Origin of the sequence: Massilia sp. CF038 (assembly GCF_900129765.1) — a bacterium.
Lineage (GTDB): Bacteria > Pseudomonadota > Gammaproteobacteria > Burkholderiales > Burkholderiaceae_D > Telluria_A.
Map to the genome: position 1 here is coordinate 1,989,706 of NZ_FQWU01000001.1, position 15,577 is coordinate 2,005,282.

General features: G+C 61.7%; 14 protein-coding genes. 10 read left to right on the forward strand and 4 right to left on the reverse strand.

The window, feature by feature from the left end; genetic code table 11:
• Positions 1–92 precede the first annotated feature (92 nt).
• Both BUC24_RS09085 and BUC24_RS09090 read right to left on the reverse strand, forming a co-directional pair.
• Complete coding sequence (locus BUC24_RS09085) at positions 93–2,282, reverse strand: xanthine dehydrogenase family protein molybdopterin-binding subunit (protein WP_073214018.1); 2,190 nt, start codon at positions 2,280–2,282, stop codon at positions 93–95.
• A gap of 13 nt (positions 2,283–2,295) precedes the next feature.
• On the reverse strand, positions 2,296–2,754 hold the full coding sequence (locus tag BUC24_RS09090) for a (2Fe-2S)-binding protein (protein ID WP_073214021.1): 459 nt from the start codon (positions 2,752–2,754) through the stop codon (positions 2,296–2,298).
• 171 nt (positions 2,755–2,925) lie between these two features.
• Between BUC24_RS09090 and BUC24_RS09095 the strand changes: the two genes are divergently transcribed.
• A complete protein-coding gene (locus BUC24_RS09095; protein WP_229448114.1) occupies positions 2,926–3,894 on the forward strand; it encodes an AraC family transcriptional regulator in 969 nt (322 codons plus the stop codon).
• 28 nt (positions 3,895–3,922) lie between these two features.
• Here the strand turns inward: BUC24_RS09095 and BUC24_RS09100 are convergent, their stop codons facing one another.
• Positions 3,923–4,624, reverse strand: a complete 702-nt coding sequence (locus BUC24_RS09100; protein ID WP_143167436.1) for a hypothetical protein — start codon at positions 4,622–4,624, stop codon at positions 3,923–3,925.
• Between the two features lie 509 nt (positions 4,625–5,133).
• On the opposite strand from BUC24_RS09100, the gene BUC24_RS09105 reads away from it, so the two are divergent.
• From BUC24_RS09105 to BUC24_RS09135, 7 genes are all read left to right on the forward strand, one after another.
• The gene (locus BUC24_RS09105) at positions 5,134–6,042 is read left to right on the forward strand and encodes an AraC family transcriptional regulator (RefSeq protein WP_073214030.1); all 909 of its coding nucleotides are present in this window, start codon (positions 5,134–5,136) and stop codon (positions 6,040–6,042) included.
• A gap of 129 nt (positions 6,043–6,171) precedes the next feature.
• Complete coding sequence (locus BUC24_RS09110) at positions 6,172–7,797, forward strand: M64 family metallopeptidase (protein ID WP_073214032.1); 1,626 nt, start codon at positions 6,172–6,174, stop codon at positions 7,795–7,797.
• 199 nt (positions 7,798–7,996) lie between these two features.
• Entirely contained in the window at positions 7,997–8,950 is a 954-nt protein-coding gene (locus BUC24_RS09115; RefSeq protein WP_073214035.1) for a hypothetical protein, read from the forward strand.
• A gap of 116 nt (positions 8,951–9,066) precedes the next feature.
• Positions 9,067–10,071, forward strand: coding sequence for a D-xylose ABC transporter substrate-binding protein (gene xylF / locus BUC24_RS09120; RefSeq protein ID WP_073214038.1), 1,005 nt, complete (start codon positions 9,067–9,069; stop codon positions 10,069–10,071).
• 3 nt (positions 10,072–10,074) lie between these two features.
• Positions 10,075–11,595, forward strand: coding sequence for a D-xylose ABC transporter ATP-binding protein (gene xylG, locus BUC24_RS09125; protein ID WP_073214040.1), 1,521 nt, complete (start codon positions 10,075–10,077; stop codon positions 11,593–11,595).
• A 23-nt stretch (positions 11,596–11,618) separates the two neighbouring features.
• Entirely contained in the window at positions 11,619–12,761 is a 1,143-nt protein-coding gene (locus BUC24_RS09130; protein ID WP_073214043.1) for a sugar ABC transporter permease, read from the forward strand.
• Positions 12,762–12,974: 213 nt separating this feature from the next.
• Positions 12,975–14,003 (forward strand): CAP domain-containing protein, encoded by a 1,029-nt coding sequence (locus BUC24_RS09135; protein ID WP_073214046.1) that lies wholly within the window; start codon positions 12,975–12,977, stop codon positions 14,001–14,003.
• A 34-nt stretch (positions 14,004–14,037) separates the two neighbouring features.
• Here the strand turns inward: BUC24_RS09135 and BUC24_RS09140 are convergent, their stop codons facing one another.
• Complete coding sequence (locus BUC24_RS09140) at positions 14,038–14,355, reverse strand: metalloregulator ArsR/SmtB family transcription factor (protein WP_073214049.1); 318 nt, start codon at positions 14,353–14,355, stop codon at positions 14,038–14,040.
• 101 nt (positions 14,356–14,456) lie between these two features.
• On the opposite strand from BUC24_RS09140, the gene BUC24_RS09145 reads away from it, so the two are divergent.
• Positions 14,457–14,834, forward strand: a complete 378-nt coding sequence (locus BUC24_RS09145; RefSeq protein WP_073215039.1) for a thiol-disulfide oxidoreductase DCC family protein — start codon at positions 14,457–14,459, stop codon at positions 14,832–14,834.
• Between the two features lie 28 nt (positions 14,835–14,862).
• Entirely contained in the window at positions 14,863–15,576 is a 714-nt protein-coding gene (ubiG, locus tag BUC24_RS09150) for a bifunctional 2-polyprenyl-6-hydroxyphenol methylase/3-demethylubiquinol 3-O-methyltransferase UbiG (RefSeq protein WP_073214051.1), read from the forward strand.
• The last annotated feature ends 1 nt before the right edge of the window (position 15,577 follow it).

Genomic DNA, 15,577 nt, shown 5'->3' on the forward strand with positions numbered 1-15,577 from the left:
CGAAGTCGGAAACATGGTATGGGCCCCCGCCTTCGCGAGGGCGATGTGGTTTATGTGCTAGTCCTGCGCGAGGGCGATGTGGTGGTGGTGCCTCAGGCTTTCAGGGCCTCGGTACTGATTGGCAGCTTGCGAATCCGCTTGCCGGTTGCCGCGGCAATCGCATTGGCGACCGCGGGCGCCAGCGGCGGCACACCTGGCTCGCCAATCCCGGTCGGGTTGGCGTTGGACGGCACAATGTGCACCTCCACGCGCGGCATGTCGGCAATCCGGATTGGCTGGTAATCATGGAAGTTGGACTGGTCCACCTTGCCGTCGGTGAGGGTGATTGCCCCATTCATGGCCGCTGACAGCGCGAACCCGACCGAGCTTTCCACCTGCGCCTTGATCACATCCGGATTGATGGCGGTGCCGCAGTCGACCGCGCAAACCACCCGGTCCACGCGGAAGCTGCCGTCGTCCTTGACTGTCACCTCGGCCACTTGCGCCACGAAGGTGTTAAAGGCTTCGTGCACGGCGATGCCACGACCGCGCCGCTCGCCCTTTTTGGCTGCCGCAACCGGCGTTCCCCAACCCGCTTTTTCGGCCGCCAGTTTGAGCACGCCCGCATGGCGCGGATGGTGTTCCAGCATCGTCAGACGCCACGCCACCGGGTCCTTGCCGGCTGCCTGGGCCAGTTCGTCCATGAAGCATTCGGTGGAAAACGCAGTGTGGGTCGAGCCTACCGCGCGCCACCACAGGACCGGCACGCCCACATCGGTTGGGGTATGCAGATCGACCCGCATGTTGGGAATGGCGTAGGGCAGGTTGCTTGCGCCTTCAACCGAGGTGCCGTCGATGCCATCCTTGACGAAGGCGGCAAACGGCGAACCGGCCATGATCGATTGACCGACCAGGCGATGCCGCCAGCCGACCAGCCGGCCCTCACTATCGAGCCCTGCCATAATCCGGTGGTGGAACATCGGGCGGTAATAACCGGCGCGCATGTCATCCTCGCGCAGCCAGACCAGCTTGACCGGCGCGCTGCCCTTGATCGCCTTGACGATGTTGGCCGCTTCCAGCACATAGTCCGATTCCTTGTTGGCGCGGCGGCCAAAACTGCCACCCGCATACAAGGTATGGATCGTCACCTGTTCCGGCTTGAGACCGAACACGCCAGCCACGTTGGCCTGGTCGAGCGTGTGCATCTGTTCGCCATTCCAGACTTCACAGCTATCCTTGCCCAGCTTGATCACGCAATTGAGCGGTTCCATCGCGGCGTGCGCCAGGTAGGGGAAGTCGTAGGACACATCGAAGCTGCGCGCCGCGCCAGCAATGGCTTGTTCCGGATCGCCCTTGCCGCCAGGGGCAGGCAGGCCAGGCTTCTTGGCCAGTTCCTGGTATTGCGCCATAACCTGGTCGGAGCTGCGCGTGAAGGCCGCGCTTTCGTCCCATTCCACGGTCAAGGCATCACGGCCTTTCTTGGCGCTCCAGGTATCCTTGGCCAGCACCGCGACGCCGGTTGGAATCTGCACCACGCTGACCACGCCCTTGACAGCCTTGGCCTTGGCTGCATCGAAGGACTTGACCTTGCCGCCAAAGCGCGGCGCATGCGCCACCACGGCGGTGAGCATGCCCGGTACGTGGATGTCCTGGGTGAACACCGCTTTGCCGGTGGTCTTGTCGACGCTGTCCTTGCGCGGTGCGTGACGCCCGATCAGCTTGAAGTCGGCGGCGTTTTTGAGTTTGACGTCGGCCGGCACCGTCTGCGTGCTGGCCGCGCGGGCCAGCTGGCCAAAGGTGGCGCTCTTGCCGGAGCCCTTGTGTGCCACGACGCCGTTGGCGACAGTGATCTCCGCTGGCGCGACTTTCCATTCCTGAGCGGCGGCGGCAACCAGCATGGCCCGCGCCGACGCGCCAGCCTTGCGCAGCTGCTCCCACGAGTTGGCCATGGCGCTGCTGCCACCGGTGCCTTGCATCGGGCCCCAGGACAGGTTGTTGTAGCGTTTGGCGTCGGCCGGCGCAGCTTCGACCTTCACTTTGGACCAGTCAGCGTCGAGTTCTTCGGCGACGATCGTGGCCAGGCCGGTGTAGGTGCCCTGGCCCATTTCCAGGTGCTTGGAAATGACGGTCACTACGCCATCTTCGCCAATGCGCAGGAAGGCGTTGGGCTCGAAGGGCGCGGCCTGGGGTGCGCTTTTGGCGGCGGCAGCGGCCACCGATGGCAGGTAAATGGCCAGCGTCAGGCCAGCGGCGCCCTGCAGGAAACTGCGCCGGCTTTCGTTTTCAATACGTGTGGTGGTCATGGTGTCCCCTGGCTCAGGCAAGCGTTTTTGCCGCTTCGTGGATGGCGGCGCGAATGCGCACGTAAGTGGCGCAGCGGCAGATGTTGCCGCCCATGGCCTCGTCAATATCCTGGTCGCTGGGCTTGCGGTTGCGGGCCAGCAGCGCCTTGGCGCTCATGATCTGGCCCGACTGGCAGTAGCCGCACTGGACTACGTCGAGCTTTTGCCAGGCATCCTGGACTGCTTTGCCAACCTTGTCGGTGGCCGCACCTTCAATGGTGACGATCTTCTTGCCCACGGCAGCGGACACGGGCGTGCTGCAGGAGCGGATTGCTTCGCCGTTGAGCTGGACGGTGCAGGCGCCGCACAAGCCCATGCCGCAGCCGAACTTGGTGCCAGTCATCTGCAAGGTATCGCGCAGCACCCACAGCAGCGGTGTATCGGGTTCGGCGTCGGCGCGGGTGGCCTTGCCGTTGATATTGAGAGTGATCATGGGACGGGTCCAATCGGCGTGGGGAAGGTGAACTATTGTCATGGTGGAATGATCTAGGGCGATAGTCCAAAGCAACGGATTTCTTGCCTAATTCTCTGACTGGCGGGCCGAACAGGACAGTCCGGGCGTGCGCCGAGGTAACATATGGGCAAGAGGAACCGGAGGACGACGATGAATCAGATGGACGCAAACGCACAGCAACTTGCCCGCCTGGAGCAGGCGCGCGCCAGCCTGGCAGCCAGCGTGGCGCGCTGGGCCGGTCCCGATCAGGATCCCTGGAGCGGCCCCATTCCCGGGCTCAAGCTATTCCAGCGCACGGCGCCGTCGGAACCCATCAGCTGCATGTACGACCCGAGCGTCACTTTGATTGTGCGTGGCCGCAAGCGCGTGCTACTGGGCGAGGATACGTTTTTGTACGACGCCGGCGAACTCCTGATCACCTCGGTCGACTTGCCCGCCATTGGCGAAATCATCGAAGCCGATCCGGCGCGGCCCTTCCTGTCGCTGTCGATGCGGCTGGACCAGCGCGTGATGACGGAATTGATTGTCGAAGGCAAGCTGCGTCCGCCGCGCAGCGAACCAACCGGGCGCGGCATGACGGTGGGCCAGGCGACCTTGCCGCTGTTCCAGGCATTTCAGCGCCTGCTGGACCTGCTCGATGCGCCGGAAGAAATTGACGTGCTGGCGCCCTTGATTCAACGTGAAATCTTGTACCGCCTGATGGTGAGCGAGCAGGGCACGCGACTGTGGCAGATTGCCTCGCTGGGAAGCCAGGGCCAGCGCATTGCGCGCGCCATCGACTGGCTCAAGGCGCATGCCACCGAGCCCTTGCGGGTGGACGAGCTGGCCGCTTCGGTGCAGATGAGCACCTCGACCTTCCACCATCATTTCCGCGCGTTGACGGCAATGAGCCCGCTGCAATTTCAAAAGTGGCTACGCTTGCATGATGCGCGCCGGCTGATGCTGACCGAGCATCTGGATGCGGCCACGGCCGCATTCCGGGTCGGTTATGAAAGCCCGTCCCAGTTCGGGCGCGAATATCACCGCCTGTTCGGGGCGCCGCCGCTGCGTGATATTGCCAGTTTGCGGCGTGCGCCGGCTGCCGTGCATGCGACGGCGCCGGCCATGTCCGAGCCTTAATAGCAGTTGGCTTGCCGCCTTCGGGGCTTCACACCCCTGGCGGCCATTGGTACTTGGGCACCGTCGTCATGGTGGTACCGCTGATGATCAGCACTTCCCGATGGGGCAACAAGGGGATTTGCACCGGGTCGCCGTCATAGCGCTTGATGCTGCCATTCTCAATGATATAAAAGCGCACTGGTCCGGCCAGCCCGGCCGCGCCATTGCGCGATAGCGGCTGCTGCCACAGCGAGAACCACTGCCCCAGCTTGAACTGCTTGGGCACATCAGCTTCCATATGAATGATGCCAGTCACGTCGTGGGTGTGCATTTCGTAGGCGTGATAGCAGCCGGCGTGCACGCGGCCTATCCCGTCAGGAAATCCCAAGCGCTTGCCGTTCTTGTAGATCGAAATCAGCGCGTGCTTGTGATAGTTGCCGTTGACAAGACAGTTCACACCATCGACCGGCTTGCCGGTGCCGAACCACACTGGCCAATATGGCGTCGCGTTGATGGTCGCCGCAATCAGCGGCGTGTACACGGGCGCCAGCTGGATCGTTTCGATCGCGGTGGGCGCGGGCCCGGCAGAACTGACGCCTGTCTCTGACGTATCCGAGGCGGCAGCATATTCGGTACTGGCCTGTTGCGCTGGCGCGGGGACGTCGACACCCGCCCCGCATCCCGCGAGCATTAGCAATGAGAGAAGGGCGCCTGTGGCGGCCAAGGGGTCGGTTGATTTATGAGATAACATCTTTCGCTCCTGCGAGGATGGGTGAGAAAATCTGTCGAGAATGGCCCGATGGAAAACAGTTTCTTCTTATAAGTGCTGGTCTGGCGGTAGAAACTAGTGAAGTTCCAGCTACATCGCCCTCGCGAAGGCGGGGGCCCATGCCACGTTACTGCATCCGGGGACATGCTATGGGCCCCCGCCTTCGCGAGGGCGATGTGCTAACCCAACTGGATGCCCCTTCCATGCTTCTCCATGCAAGCTGAGCGGTATTGAGGATTTCGAGATGGCGTGACGCGTCAACGCCAAACGGTTGCGGCGGCGTAAGGCGCTTGGTTCAAAGAGGAAAATCCGTTGACGAAGGCATGCAGGCTGTCGCGGCCTTCTCACTGGTTCGGTTTGATAGCGCTAACCTGTTCGATTGTGCTTAACTATTCAGACAAGGTTGGTAAATACATACAGAAAACCCTTACAATCAGTGGCAGCATCGCCTCAACACCATGCAGCGTGCATAGTTGGAAAACGAGAATGCCATGATTGAAAGCATAGAAGATTTGCGCCACTGGTTTGCGGCCAGCGGCGTGGCCGATTTGGTCGATAGTTGTATGGGGCCTTTGCCGCGGTCGAAAGCGGCCTTCGGGCGCTGGTCTGATGACCAGCCCGACCACGCCATTCGCACCGTCAGCCCGCACCCAGGTTCCTACCGGCTGTCGCTGATGCTCGAACCGCTGGAGGCGCGCATCTGGGTCGACCGCCGGCCGGTGTGGGGCGGCATGATTCCCGCCCACCGCTTCCGGATTTGCCCGCCCAGCGAACAAGGGCAGTGGAGCCGCCTGAGCAGCTGCGACATCGTCAACATCTTCATTCCCATCGAGCTGGTTGATCAACTGGCCTTGTTGCGCGGCGACCTGCCGACGCCGACCCCAACGCTGGGTGCGCAAACCTTCGTGCAGGACCGCATGGTCGTCGACCTGGTCCACAAGATGCTGGACGCGCAGTCGATGGCGGGGGCGCTGGCACGTGAAGCCTGCGACGGCTTGATGACCACTCTGGTGTGCTATCTGCTGGAACACCACAGCAAACCCGCAGACCAGATTCAGTTGAGTGGCCTGGCCGGGGTGCGCTTGCGCCGTGTGCTCAAGTACATAGCCGAGAGCAGTGCCGAATCGCTGCCCAATGCCGAGCTGGCAGAGATGTGCGGGATGAGCGAGGCGCATTTTTCACGCGAATTCCGGCGTGCTGTCGGCTTGCCTCCGCACCAGTACATGATGAAGCAGCGCCTGGAACGTGCGTGCGCGGCCTTGCTGTCGGACGATGCGCGCATTGTCGATATTGCCGGTCAGTGCGGCTTTGCCGACGCCAGCCATTTCTCGCGCGCGTTTTCGAACCAGTACGGCATGTCGCCCACGACCTTCCGTCATCAGCGTCGCGCTCACAATTGATCGCTTTATACAACGCTTTGTATGCACAAAAGCCGTTTTGTTCAACTTGAGCAGGAAATGCAGCGCACCCGAATCGGATAAAAAAGACAATCTTTGTTCTATATCAATAAAGTCAAACAAGGAGACTCTATGAAGGTACATCCAATGTGGGCACTGCTGTTCCTGGGGCTGGCAGGGCAAGCGGGCCTGGCGCAGGCGGAAAACATTTCGCTGCGCGTGAATTTCAACGATGGCCGCAGTGGCACCAGCTTTACGCCGGTGCGCGCCGAAGTGGGCGCCTTTGGCGTGACGCCCAATTTGCCGGCCCGCGCCGAAGGTCAGCACTGGCGTGTGGTGGCAAAAAATGCCCAGGGCGTGATCTTGCACGAAGTCGCTGTGCAAAACATGCAGCAGCGTCACGTGGAAGTATTCAATCCCAAGACCGGGAAGGTCGATCTGGCGCAGACCGTCAAGCAAGCCGAAGGCGCGTTTGAAGTCTCGCTGCCGTTCGACAAGGCGGTGGCCAGTGTCGAGGTCTTGCCAGCCAAGCCAGCCAGTGGCAACGTGCGCACCATGGCGGCGGCAGGCCCGGCGGCCAGTTTCGACCGCGCCACCCTCGACAAGCTGGTGGGCGCCGGCAAGCTGGCGCGCAGCCAGGGCATGGCAACCGCACTGGCCGCCGCTGCCACCGCCACGACCATCATCGAATCGGGTCCGGCCAAGACCAAAATGGATTATGTGTTCGTGGGCGATGGCTACACGGCAGCTGAAATGGGCAAGTGGGCCGCTGACGCGAAAAAAGTGATTGACGGCTTCATGGCCGATCCGCTGTTTGCCGCCAACCGGGGCAGCATGAACGTGCGCCGGGTGGACGTGGCCAGTAACCAGTCGGGCGTGGATGAGCCGGACCGCGGCATTTATCGCGATACCGCCATGGATGGCAACTTCTACTGCTACAACATCGAACGCCTGCTGTGCGTGAACAATACCAAGGTACTCAATATTGTCGGCTCGGTGCTGGCGCCAGACCAGCGCGATGTGGTGATCGTCATCTCCAACTCGACCCGCTACGGTGGTTCCGGCGGCGCGGTGGCGACCTTGTCGATGCATGCCTCGTCAGTGGAAGTGGCACTGCACGAAATTGGCCACACCGCTTTTGCGCTGGCCGATGAATACGACTACGGTACCTGCAACACCAGCAGCGAGCCGACCGAGGGTGACGTGTCGCGCGTCTGGTCGCGCAGCGTCAAGTGGGGCAACCTGATTGCCGCCAGTACCCCGGTGCCAACCCCGGCAGGCAGTTATCCGAATGGCACGGTGGGTACCTTCCAGGGCGCGCAGTACTGCACGTCCGGCAAATACCGCCCGACCGAAAACTCGCGCATGCGCACCCTGGGCTACCCATGGCACGCCGTCAACGAGCGCCTGGTCAAAGCCGTGTTTGCCAAGTACGCGCCGCCAGTCACCGGCGGGCCAAGCCAGAGCGGCACGCTGAACAACGGCAGCTCGGTGTACGCGCCCAACACCACGCCTGGCTATATCACGGCGGGCAACGGCACCATCACGGGCCAATTGACTGGCGCGGCCGGCACTGACTTTGAGCTGTTCCTGCTGAAGTGGACCGGCAGTGCCTGGACCAGGGTGGCTTCCAGCACCGGCCCCACCTCGACCGAATCGATCAATTATGCGGGTACGGCCGGCTACTATTATTTTGAAGTGAAGTCGTATTCGGGCACCGGAACGTACAACCTGAAGTACGCATTCCCGCCGCAATAACAGCGCGTCGCCGTTATTGCATTGACGAAGTCGGTCAGGACGGTTAGCCTGCGAGCTATTGTAGAAACTTTAATACAATGTCGCGGGCGCCGTCATCGTCCTCGCGCCGGCAGGGCCCTCGCAGGGTTCGCCCGTGCCGGGGCGATGTTGGGCCAGCGCCATAGCCACATCGACCCACTGGCATCGGACAACGCAGATCGTGCACATCTCCTTCACCGCCCACGCGATATCGATCTCTCCGGTCGACGGCATTTTTACCATCGCGCTGCTCGAACGTACCTCGGGCGAGGGCAAATACCTTCTTCTCAAGCGCGGCAACCCTGACGGCGCCGCCGGCAATACCGGGTTCAGCGCCGAGTTATGCGGTCATGCACGGCTGGCCTACGGCGCCATCGACGCCGTCGACGTGGGGCGCAACACGCTGCGCTTTGCGTTCTCGGCAGACGGCGCGCGCTTGCTTGGCGCGCAGGAGGCATGCATTGCGCACGAACTCAAAGGGGCCGATTTCAGCCGTCTGCTGGGCGCACTGAAGCGCATTCTGGGGGCGGCCCGCATCCGCCATACGCTGCCTACCAGCGAGGAGATCGGCAAGCTGGTGCGCTTTCAGGGTGAAGCGCCCGACATGTACGGCCAGATCGATTTGTTTGTGCCTGCCTTTGAGCGCCATTTTCCGGTGCAGATTGAATTGAAAGGGGCAGGGGCAATCTCCGACTATTCAACCAGAGTCATCGCAGACATCCTTTCCATGAACAGCGCGGCACGGGCCAAGATCACCGGCCTGCTGTGCGAGCACGCGTTGAAAACCAGCCAGGATGTGCGCTTTGGCGAAGAGGGCGGCAGCAACAGCGGCGCACCCGCCAGTTTGCTTGGGCGCCTCAGAAACCGGTTCGGCAAACAGCGCTTCATTCCTATTCCGCTGGACGATCCGCGTCATCCCTGTTATTTGGAGAATGGCAGCGCCAGCGTTGAACAAAAAGTCGAGTGGCTGGGTTTTCGTATCGACGAGCGGGCTGCAGTCGCCAGCCGCCTGTGCGTGCTCGATTGCCGGGCCCAATGGGATGAGGACAATGGCGTCACGCTCGTGATCCGCAATGGTGTGCCGGTAGCGACCTCGGATGCGGACGTCAACATTGAGGACTTCGACCGCCCTTGATGGGGCACTGTCTCGATGTAGTAAAAAAACCTGCGCGCCGATAGAATTGTGGCAATATTATGCCCTTGTTAGCGCTCACTGTAGCGCAGTTACAAACAATTCTAATCGGAGACCTCATGCAAAAAATCGTGCGCAGTGCCGTCATCGGCGCCATGCTGCTGCTGGGCAGCACCCAGGCGCAGGCAGACGCGACCAATCCCAAGATCGGTTTTTCCATTGATGATTTGCGGGTCGAGCGCTGGGCGCGTGACCGCGACTATTTCGTCGCCGCCGCCACGCAGCTGGGTGCCAAGGTGTACGTGCAATCGGCTGACGCCAGCGAACAAAAACAGATCGCGCAGATCGAGAACCTGATCGCGCGCGGTGTGGACGTGCTGGTCGTGGTGCCGTACAACGCCACTGTGCTCAATAACGCCATCAAGGAAGCCAAGAAGGCCAAGATCAAGGTGGTCTCGTATGACCGGCTGGCCCTGAATTCGGACCTGGATGCTTACATTTCCTTCGACAACAAGGCCGTGGGCGAAATGCAGGCCAGGGGTGTGGTGCAGGTGCAGCCCAAGGGCAATTACTACCTGCTGGGCGGTGCGCCGACCGACAACAATGCCAAGATTTTGCGCGAAGGCCAGATGGCGGTGCTGCAGCCCCTGATCGACAAGGGCGACATCAAGGTCGTTGGCAAGCAGTGGGTCAAGGAATGGAGCCCGTCCGAAGCGCTGGCCATTGTGGAGAACGCGCTCACCGCCAGCGGCAACAAGATCGACGCCATTGTCGCCTCGAATGACACCATTGCAGGTGGTGCGATTCAGGCGCTGGCAGCGCAAAAGCTGAGCGGCAAAGTGGCGGTCTCCGGTCAGGATGCCGACCTGGCAGCGGTCAGGCGGGTGCTGGCGGGCACCCAGGCCATGACGGTGTACAAGCCGCTCAAGCTGCTTGCAGGCGAAGCGGCCAAGCTGTCGGTGCAACTGGTGCGCAACCAAAAGCCAGCCTTCAATGCCCAGTATGACAATGGCTTCAAGAAGGTCGACACCCTGCTGCTCAAGCCGACCATGCTGACCAAGGCGAATATCAATCTGCTCGTGAGCGACGGGTTTTACACCAGCGCCCAGATCGCGGGTAAATAGCCGGTGTCCGACTACCTGTTGGAAATGAAGGGCATCGTCAAGCAGTTCGGCGGTGTTCGTGCGCTTGACGGGATCGATATCAAGATCAGACCGGGCGAATGCCTTGGTCTGTGCGGCGAAAACGGCGCCGGCAAGTCGACCCTGATGAAGGTGCTGTCAGCCGTGTACCCGCACGGCAGCTGGGACGGCGAGATCCTGTGGGACGGCACACCCCTGCAGGCAGCATCGATTCGCGCCACCGAGGCCGCTGGGATTGTCATCATTCACCAGGAACTGATGCTGGTGCCGGCTTTGTCCGTGACTGAAAACCTGTTTCTCGGGCATGAGCTGACCTTGCCCGGCGGGCGCATGGATTACCCGGCCATGCACCGCCGCGCCAGCGCACTGCTGGCCGAACTTGGCCTCACCGACGTGAACGTGGCGCTGCCGGTCCTGCACTATGGCGGCGGCCATCAGCAACTGATCGAAATTGCCAAGGCGCTCAACAAGAATGCGCGTCTGCTGATCCTGGACGAGCCGACCGCGTCGCTGAGCGCATCCGAGATCGCAGTGCTGCTCGATATTGTCCGCTCGCTCAAGGCACGAGGCGTCGCCTGCATCTACATTTCGCACAAGCTGGAAGAGGTCGCAGCCATCTGCGACACGGTGGCGGTGATCCGCGACGGACGCCATATTGCCACCACGCCGATGGCGCAGCTGGACGTGGCAAGCATCATCACGCAAATGGTCGGGCGCGAAATGCACCAGTTGTACCCGCGTCAGACGCGGGCGCTGGGCGAGGTGCTGTTCGAGGCGCGCAACGTCAGCTGTTACGACGTCGACAAGCCGCAGCGCAAGCGAGTCGATAATGTGTCCTTCACGCTGCGTAAAGGCGAAATTGTCGGCATTGCCGGACTGGTGGGGGCAGGGCGCACCGAGCTGGTGTCGGCCCTGTTTGGCGCTTATCCTGGGCGCTCGGAAGCGCAGGTCTGGCTCCATGGCAAGCAGATCGATGTGGGCACGCCGTACCAGGCAATTCGCGCGGGGCTGGCGCTGGTGCCGGAAGAGCGCAAGCAGCACGGCATCGTGCCGGATCTGACGCTGGCGCAGAACATGACGCTCACGGTGCTCCAGAGGTTTTCGCGTCTGGGACGGATCGACAGCGAGGCGGAACTGGCCACCGTGCAGGCGCAGATGACCCGGTTTGGGGTGCGCGCGGCCAGTCCCTTCTTGCCGATCACCAGCCTGTCGGGCGGGAATCAGCAAAAAGTGGTGCTGTCGAAAATGCTGCTCAGTCAGCCAGCGGTGCTGATCCTGGACGAACCCACGCGCGGTGTCGACGTGGGTGCCAAATACGAAATCTACCAACTGATGTTCGAGCTGGCCACGCAGGGCATGGCCATCATCATGGTGTCGTCCGAACTGGCCGAAGTGCTGGGCATCTCTGACCGGGTGCTGGTGATGGGTGAGGGCAAGCTGCGAGGCGACTTCATCAATGACGGCCTGACACAGGAAACCGTGCTGGCGGCCGCGCTGGCGCATTGAATCGATTACCCAAGAATTGCACAATGAACCAAGTCAAATTCAAGCAGCTGTTTACTGAATACAAAATCCTGGCGCTGCTGGGCGCCATTGCGTTGATCTGGCTGTTCTTCAGCTGGCAAACCGAGGGCGGTTTCACCTCGGCGCGCAACCTGTCCAACTTGATGCGGCAGATGGCGATCACCGGCATTCTGGCGTGCGGAATGGTGTTTGTCATCATCGCCGGCGAGATCGACTTGTCGGTTGGCTCGCTGCTTGGTTTGTTGGGCGGGGCTGCCGCCGTGCTCGATGTCAGTCACCATTTGCCCTTGCCGCTGATCGTGTTCCTGGTGCTGGCCTGCGGCCTGGTGCTGGGCCTGTTCAATGGCTTGCTGGTGGCGTATGCGGGTATTCCTTCTTTCATTGTCGGGCTGGGTGGCATGCTGGCCTATCGTGGCGTGGTGCTGGGCATTACCGGGGGCACGACGGTGGCGCCGGTGTCGGACAATATGGTGTTTCTGGGCCAGGGTTATCTGTCACCGTCCCTGGGAATCGGCCTGGGCATTGTGCTGTTCATCCTCGCAGTCGGGCTGACCTGGCGTCAGCGCGGCAACCTCGCGCGCCACAGCTTGCCCGTGCCGCCGCTCTGGCGTGATGGCGTGAAACTGGCCGCCATTGCTGCCGTCTTGTTCGCTTTTGTGCGCACACTCAATACGTATGAGGGAATCCCGCTGCCGGTGCTGTTGCTGTTGCTTCTGCTGGGAATCTTCAGTTATCTGGCGTCGCAGACGGTGTTTGGCCGCCGCATCTACGCTGTCGGCAGCAATATGGAGGCAACGCGCTTGTCCGGTGTGAATGTGCGCGCCGTGAAGCTGTGGATTTTCGGGCTGATGGGACTGATGTGCGCGCTGGCTGGCTTGATCAATACTGCGCGCCTGGCTGCCGGGTCGCCGTCGGCCGGCACCTCGGGCGAACTCGATGTCATTGCCGCATGCTTTATCGGCGGCACGTCGATGCGTGGCGGTTACGGCACCGTCTACGGCGCCTTGATCGGCGCCCTGGTCATGGCCAGCCTGGACAACGGCATGTCCATGATGGACGTCGACAGTTACTGGCAAATGATCGTCAAAGGCTTGATTCTGACGCTGGCGGTGTGGGTGGACGTGGCGACGCGGGCAGGGCGGCGCTAGTGAATTCGCTGCTGTTAGCCGATGTTATCGTTATTTTAATTAGTATTTACATTCTAATACTGCAAGGTAGATAGTTTGGCAAAGGCGGCATTGCTGGGCGATAATACGGCCGGCATAACGTCATGTCGATGGCATCAGATCGAGGCGGGCTTGCTCCAGGGTTGCAAGAAGCACGTGCAACCGTCTGCAACGATTGAATTCCAAAGGTAGAACATGACGAAGAATGCAGCCCCTGCACTGGTGCGCAATGTAGTAATGGCCCTGGCCGTGGCCACCCTGGCCGCTTGTGGCAGCGGCGGTGACGACAAGCCGGCCGGCGCTATCCCTGCGCCAGGGCCGGCACCGACGCCAACGCCGACCCCGACACCGACCCCGACGCCCGCTGGCGTCCTGAACACCGCTGACCGGGCCTCTGTGCAGCTGTTTTACAACAGCACCATGCTGCCCGCGTTCTCGGTACCGATCGAATGGACCGGGGCCGTATCCGGCTGCTCGGCAGGCAAGACGTCCGATGCCTACAAGGCAGCCGTGGTGCGTACCGTAAACAACTTCCGTTTGCTCGCCGGTTTGCCCGGCAATGTGACGCTCAATGCCGCCAACTCGCTCAAAGCGCAGGAGGCCGCGCTGATGATGGACGCGAACAACAGCCTGAGCCATTCGCCGCCAACGAGCTGGGCTTGCTACACCGCCGATGGCGCGACCGCTGCAGGCAGCTCGAACCTCGCCCTGGGCAATTCCGGACCGAGTGCGATTCACGCCTACATGGCCGACACCGGCACCCCGAGCCTGGGACACCGGCGCTGGGTGCTGTATTCCCGCCTTGGGCAAGTCGGGACCGGCGATACGCCACGTGCCAATGATTTGTGGGTGTTCGGCAACGAAGTCACTGCACCACCGAGCGCGACCACCAACGGCGTGGCCTGGCCATCGCCTGGTTTTGTGCCGCGCACCAACCGTGTTGCCGATCCCCTCCATCCGTGGAGCTTCTCGGTGCCGGGCGCCGATTTCAGCAAGGCGACAGTGACGATGACCGATGACAAGAACCAGTCACTGGCACTGGGCAGTGTTTCTCAGCTGCCCAACGGCTATGGCGACAACACCTTCAGCTGGAAGCTGACTGCCGCAGCCACGCAATGGGATCGCGGACCGTCGGACACCAAGTTGAACGTACAGATCAACAATGTGATCGTCGCTGGCCAAGCGAAAAACTTCCAGTACTCCGTCACGTTCTTCGCACCGTGATGTGCACGGGGCAGCGTCTGCTGCCCCAGTTCGGTTACGGCTGCGACTTTTTGCGCGCGGCCAGCGTGCGGCTTTCCCGCTTGAGTCCCTGTGACACCGGACACACCGCCTGCATGAACGAGGCCAGCGTGTTGGCCAGGTTGTCCGATTGCAGACGATAGAACACGAACTGACCACGCTTGTCGCTGGCAATCAGGCCGGCCGACTCCAGAATCTTCAGGTGTTTCGACAGCGATGGCTTGGTCATCTCGAAACGTTCGGCAATTTCGCCCGCTGACAATTCCGCTTCCGACAGGTAGGCGAGGATTTTTCGGCGCGGGGCGGACGCCAGCGCGGCAAATATTTGATCCATGAGGCAGGGCCGTTTGAGGTAAGGGGCGGAACCGCATCATACACCATCAAATCGCACTTAGTTAATTAGCTAGTTAGCTAAGTATGGTGTATAGTGACTTCATGGACGACAAGACACCCGGCACCGCTAGCACCACGGTCTATTACAACAGCGCCTGTCCCGTGTGCGATGCGGGGATTTGCTACCAGCGCGCGCGCATGGATGTGGCCAAGGTCGATTTTATCGACGTCAACGCGCGGCCTGAAGTCGCAGCTGCTCTGGGTATCGATCTTGAAACACTGCGTGAACGGCTGCACGTGCGCGACGCGCAGGGCCACATGCAGGTGGGCGACCAGGCCTTCGCGGCGCTGTGGGTGCAAACGCGGGGGCAGCGCTGGCTTGCCACGCTGATTGCCCGGCTCGGCTGGCTGACTGGCCCACTCTACAAGCTGGTGGCTCGCTGCCTGTATCGCTGGAACCGCGCGCGCGGCAACTGGTAACCCGATTCATCACTTCAAGGAAGCAATTGTGGAACACATCACCGCAGCAAGCAACGCAGACCCTGCCGAACTGGCCCGCTTCAATGCGCTGGCCGCCCGCTGGTGGGATGAGAAATCAGAATTCAAGCCCCTGCACCGCATCAATCCGCATCGGCTGAACTGGATTGACAAGCTGACCGGACTGGCAGGCAAAGCCGTGCTGGACGTGGGCTGTGGCGGCGGCATTCTGGCCGAGTCCATGGCCAGGCGCGGGGCGGCCGTCACGGGGATCGATCTGGCGGACCAGCCGCTGCGCATCGCGCAGGCGCATGCCGAAGGGCAGAAACTGGCCTTGGCCTATGCACACAGCAATGCTGAAGACTGGGCCGCCGGTCATGGCGGCCAGTATGACGTCATCACCTGCATGGAAATGCTCGAGCATGTGCCGCAACCGGCGGCGGTGGTGGCGGCGTGCGCAGCCATGACCAAACCGGGCGGCTGGGTGTTTTTTTCAACCATCAATCGCAATTCGCTCAGTTTTTTGCTGGCCATTGTCGGGGTTGAGTACGTGCTGCGCCTGCTGCCGCGCGGTACCCACCAGTACCAGCGCTTCATCACACCGGCCGAATTGGGCGCCATGGCCAGTGCGGCCAGCCTGCGCCTGGTGGAACAGCGCGGCTTGGGCTACAACCCATTCACGCAACGCTTCAAGCTGCACCGCTTTACTGGCGTGGGCTACTTGCTGGCGATGCAAAAAGCCTGAT

What these genes read in the sequence shown, in the direction of transcription:
- BUC24_RS09085 (WP_073214018.1), bottom strand. Translation starts at nt 2,282, where the DNA reads ATGACCACCACACGTATTGAAAACGAAAGCCGGCGCAGTTTCCTGCAG.
- BUC24_RS09090 (WP_073214021.1), bottom strand. Translation starts at nt 2,754, where the DNA reads ATGATCACTCTCAATATCAACGGCAAGGCCACCCGCGCCGACGCCGAA.
- BUC24_RS09095 (WP_229448114.1), top strand. Translation starts at nt 2,926, where the DNA reads ATGAATCAGATGGACGCAAACGCACAGCAACTTGCCCGCCTGGAGCAG.
- BUC24_RS09100 (WP_143167436.1), bottom strand. Translation starts at nt 4,624, where the DNA reads ATGTTATCTCATAAATCAACCGACCCCTTGGCCGCCACAGGCGCCCTT.
- BUC24_RS09105 (WP_073214030.1), top strand. Translation starts at nt 5,134, where the DNA reads ATGATTGAAAGCATAGAAGATTTGCGCCACTGGTTTGCGGCCAGCGGC.
- BUC24_RS09110 (WP_073214032.1), top strand. Translation starts at nt 6,172, where the DNA reads ATGAAGGTACATCCAATGTGGGCACTGCTGTTCCTGGGGCTGGCAGGG.
- xylF (WP_073214038.1), top strand. Translation starts at nt 9,067, where the DNA reads ATGCAAAAAATCGTGCGCAGTGCCGTCATCGGCGCCATGCTGCTGCTG.
- BUC24_RS09130 (WP_073214043.1), top strand. Translation starts at nt 11,619, where the DNA reads ATGAACCAAGTCAAATTCAAGCAGCTGTTTACTGAATACAAAATCCTG.
- BUC24_RS09135 (WP_073214046.1), top strand. Translation starts at nt 12,975, where the DNA reads ATGACGAAGAATGCAGCCCCTGCACTGGTGCGCAATGTAGTAATGGCC.
- BUC24_RS09140 (WP_073214049.1), bottom strand. Translation starts at nt 14,355, where the DNA reads ATGGATCAAATATTTGCCGCGCTGGCGTCCGCCCCGCGCCGAAAAATC.
- BUC24_RS09145 (WP_073215039.1), top strand. Translation starts at nt 14,457, where the DNA reads ATGGACGACAAGACACCCGGCACCGCTAGCACCACGGTCTATTACAAC.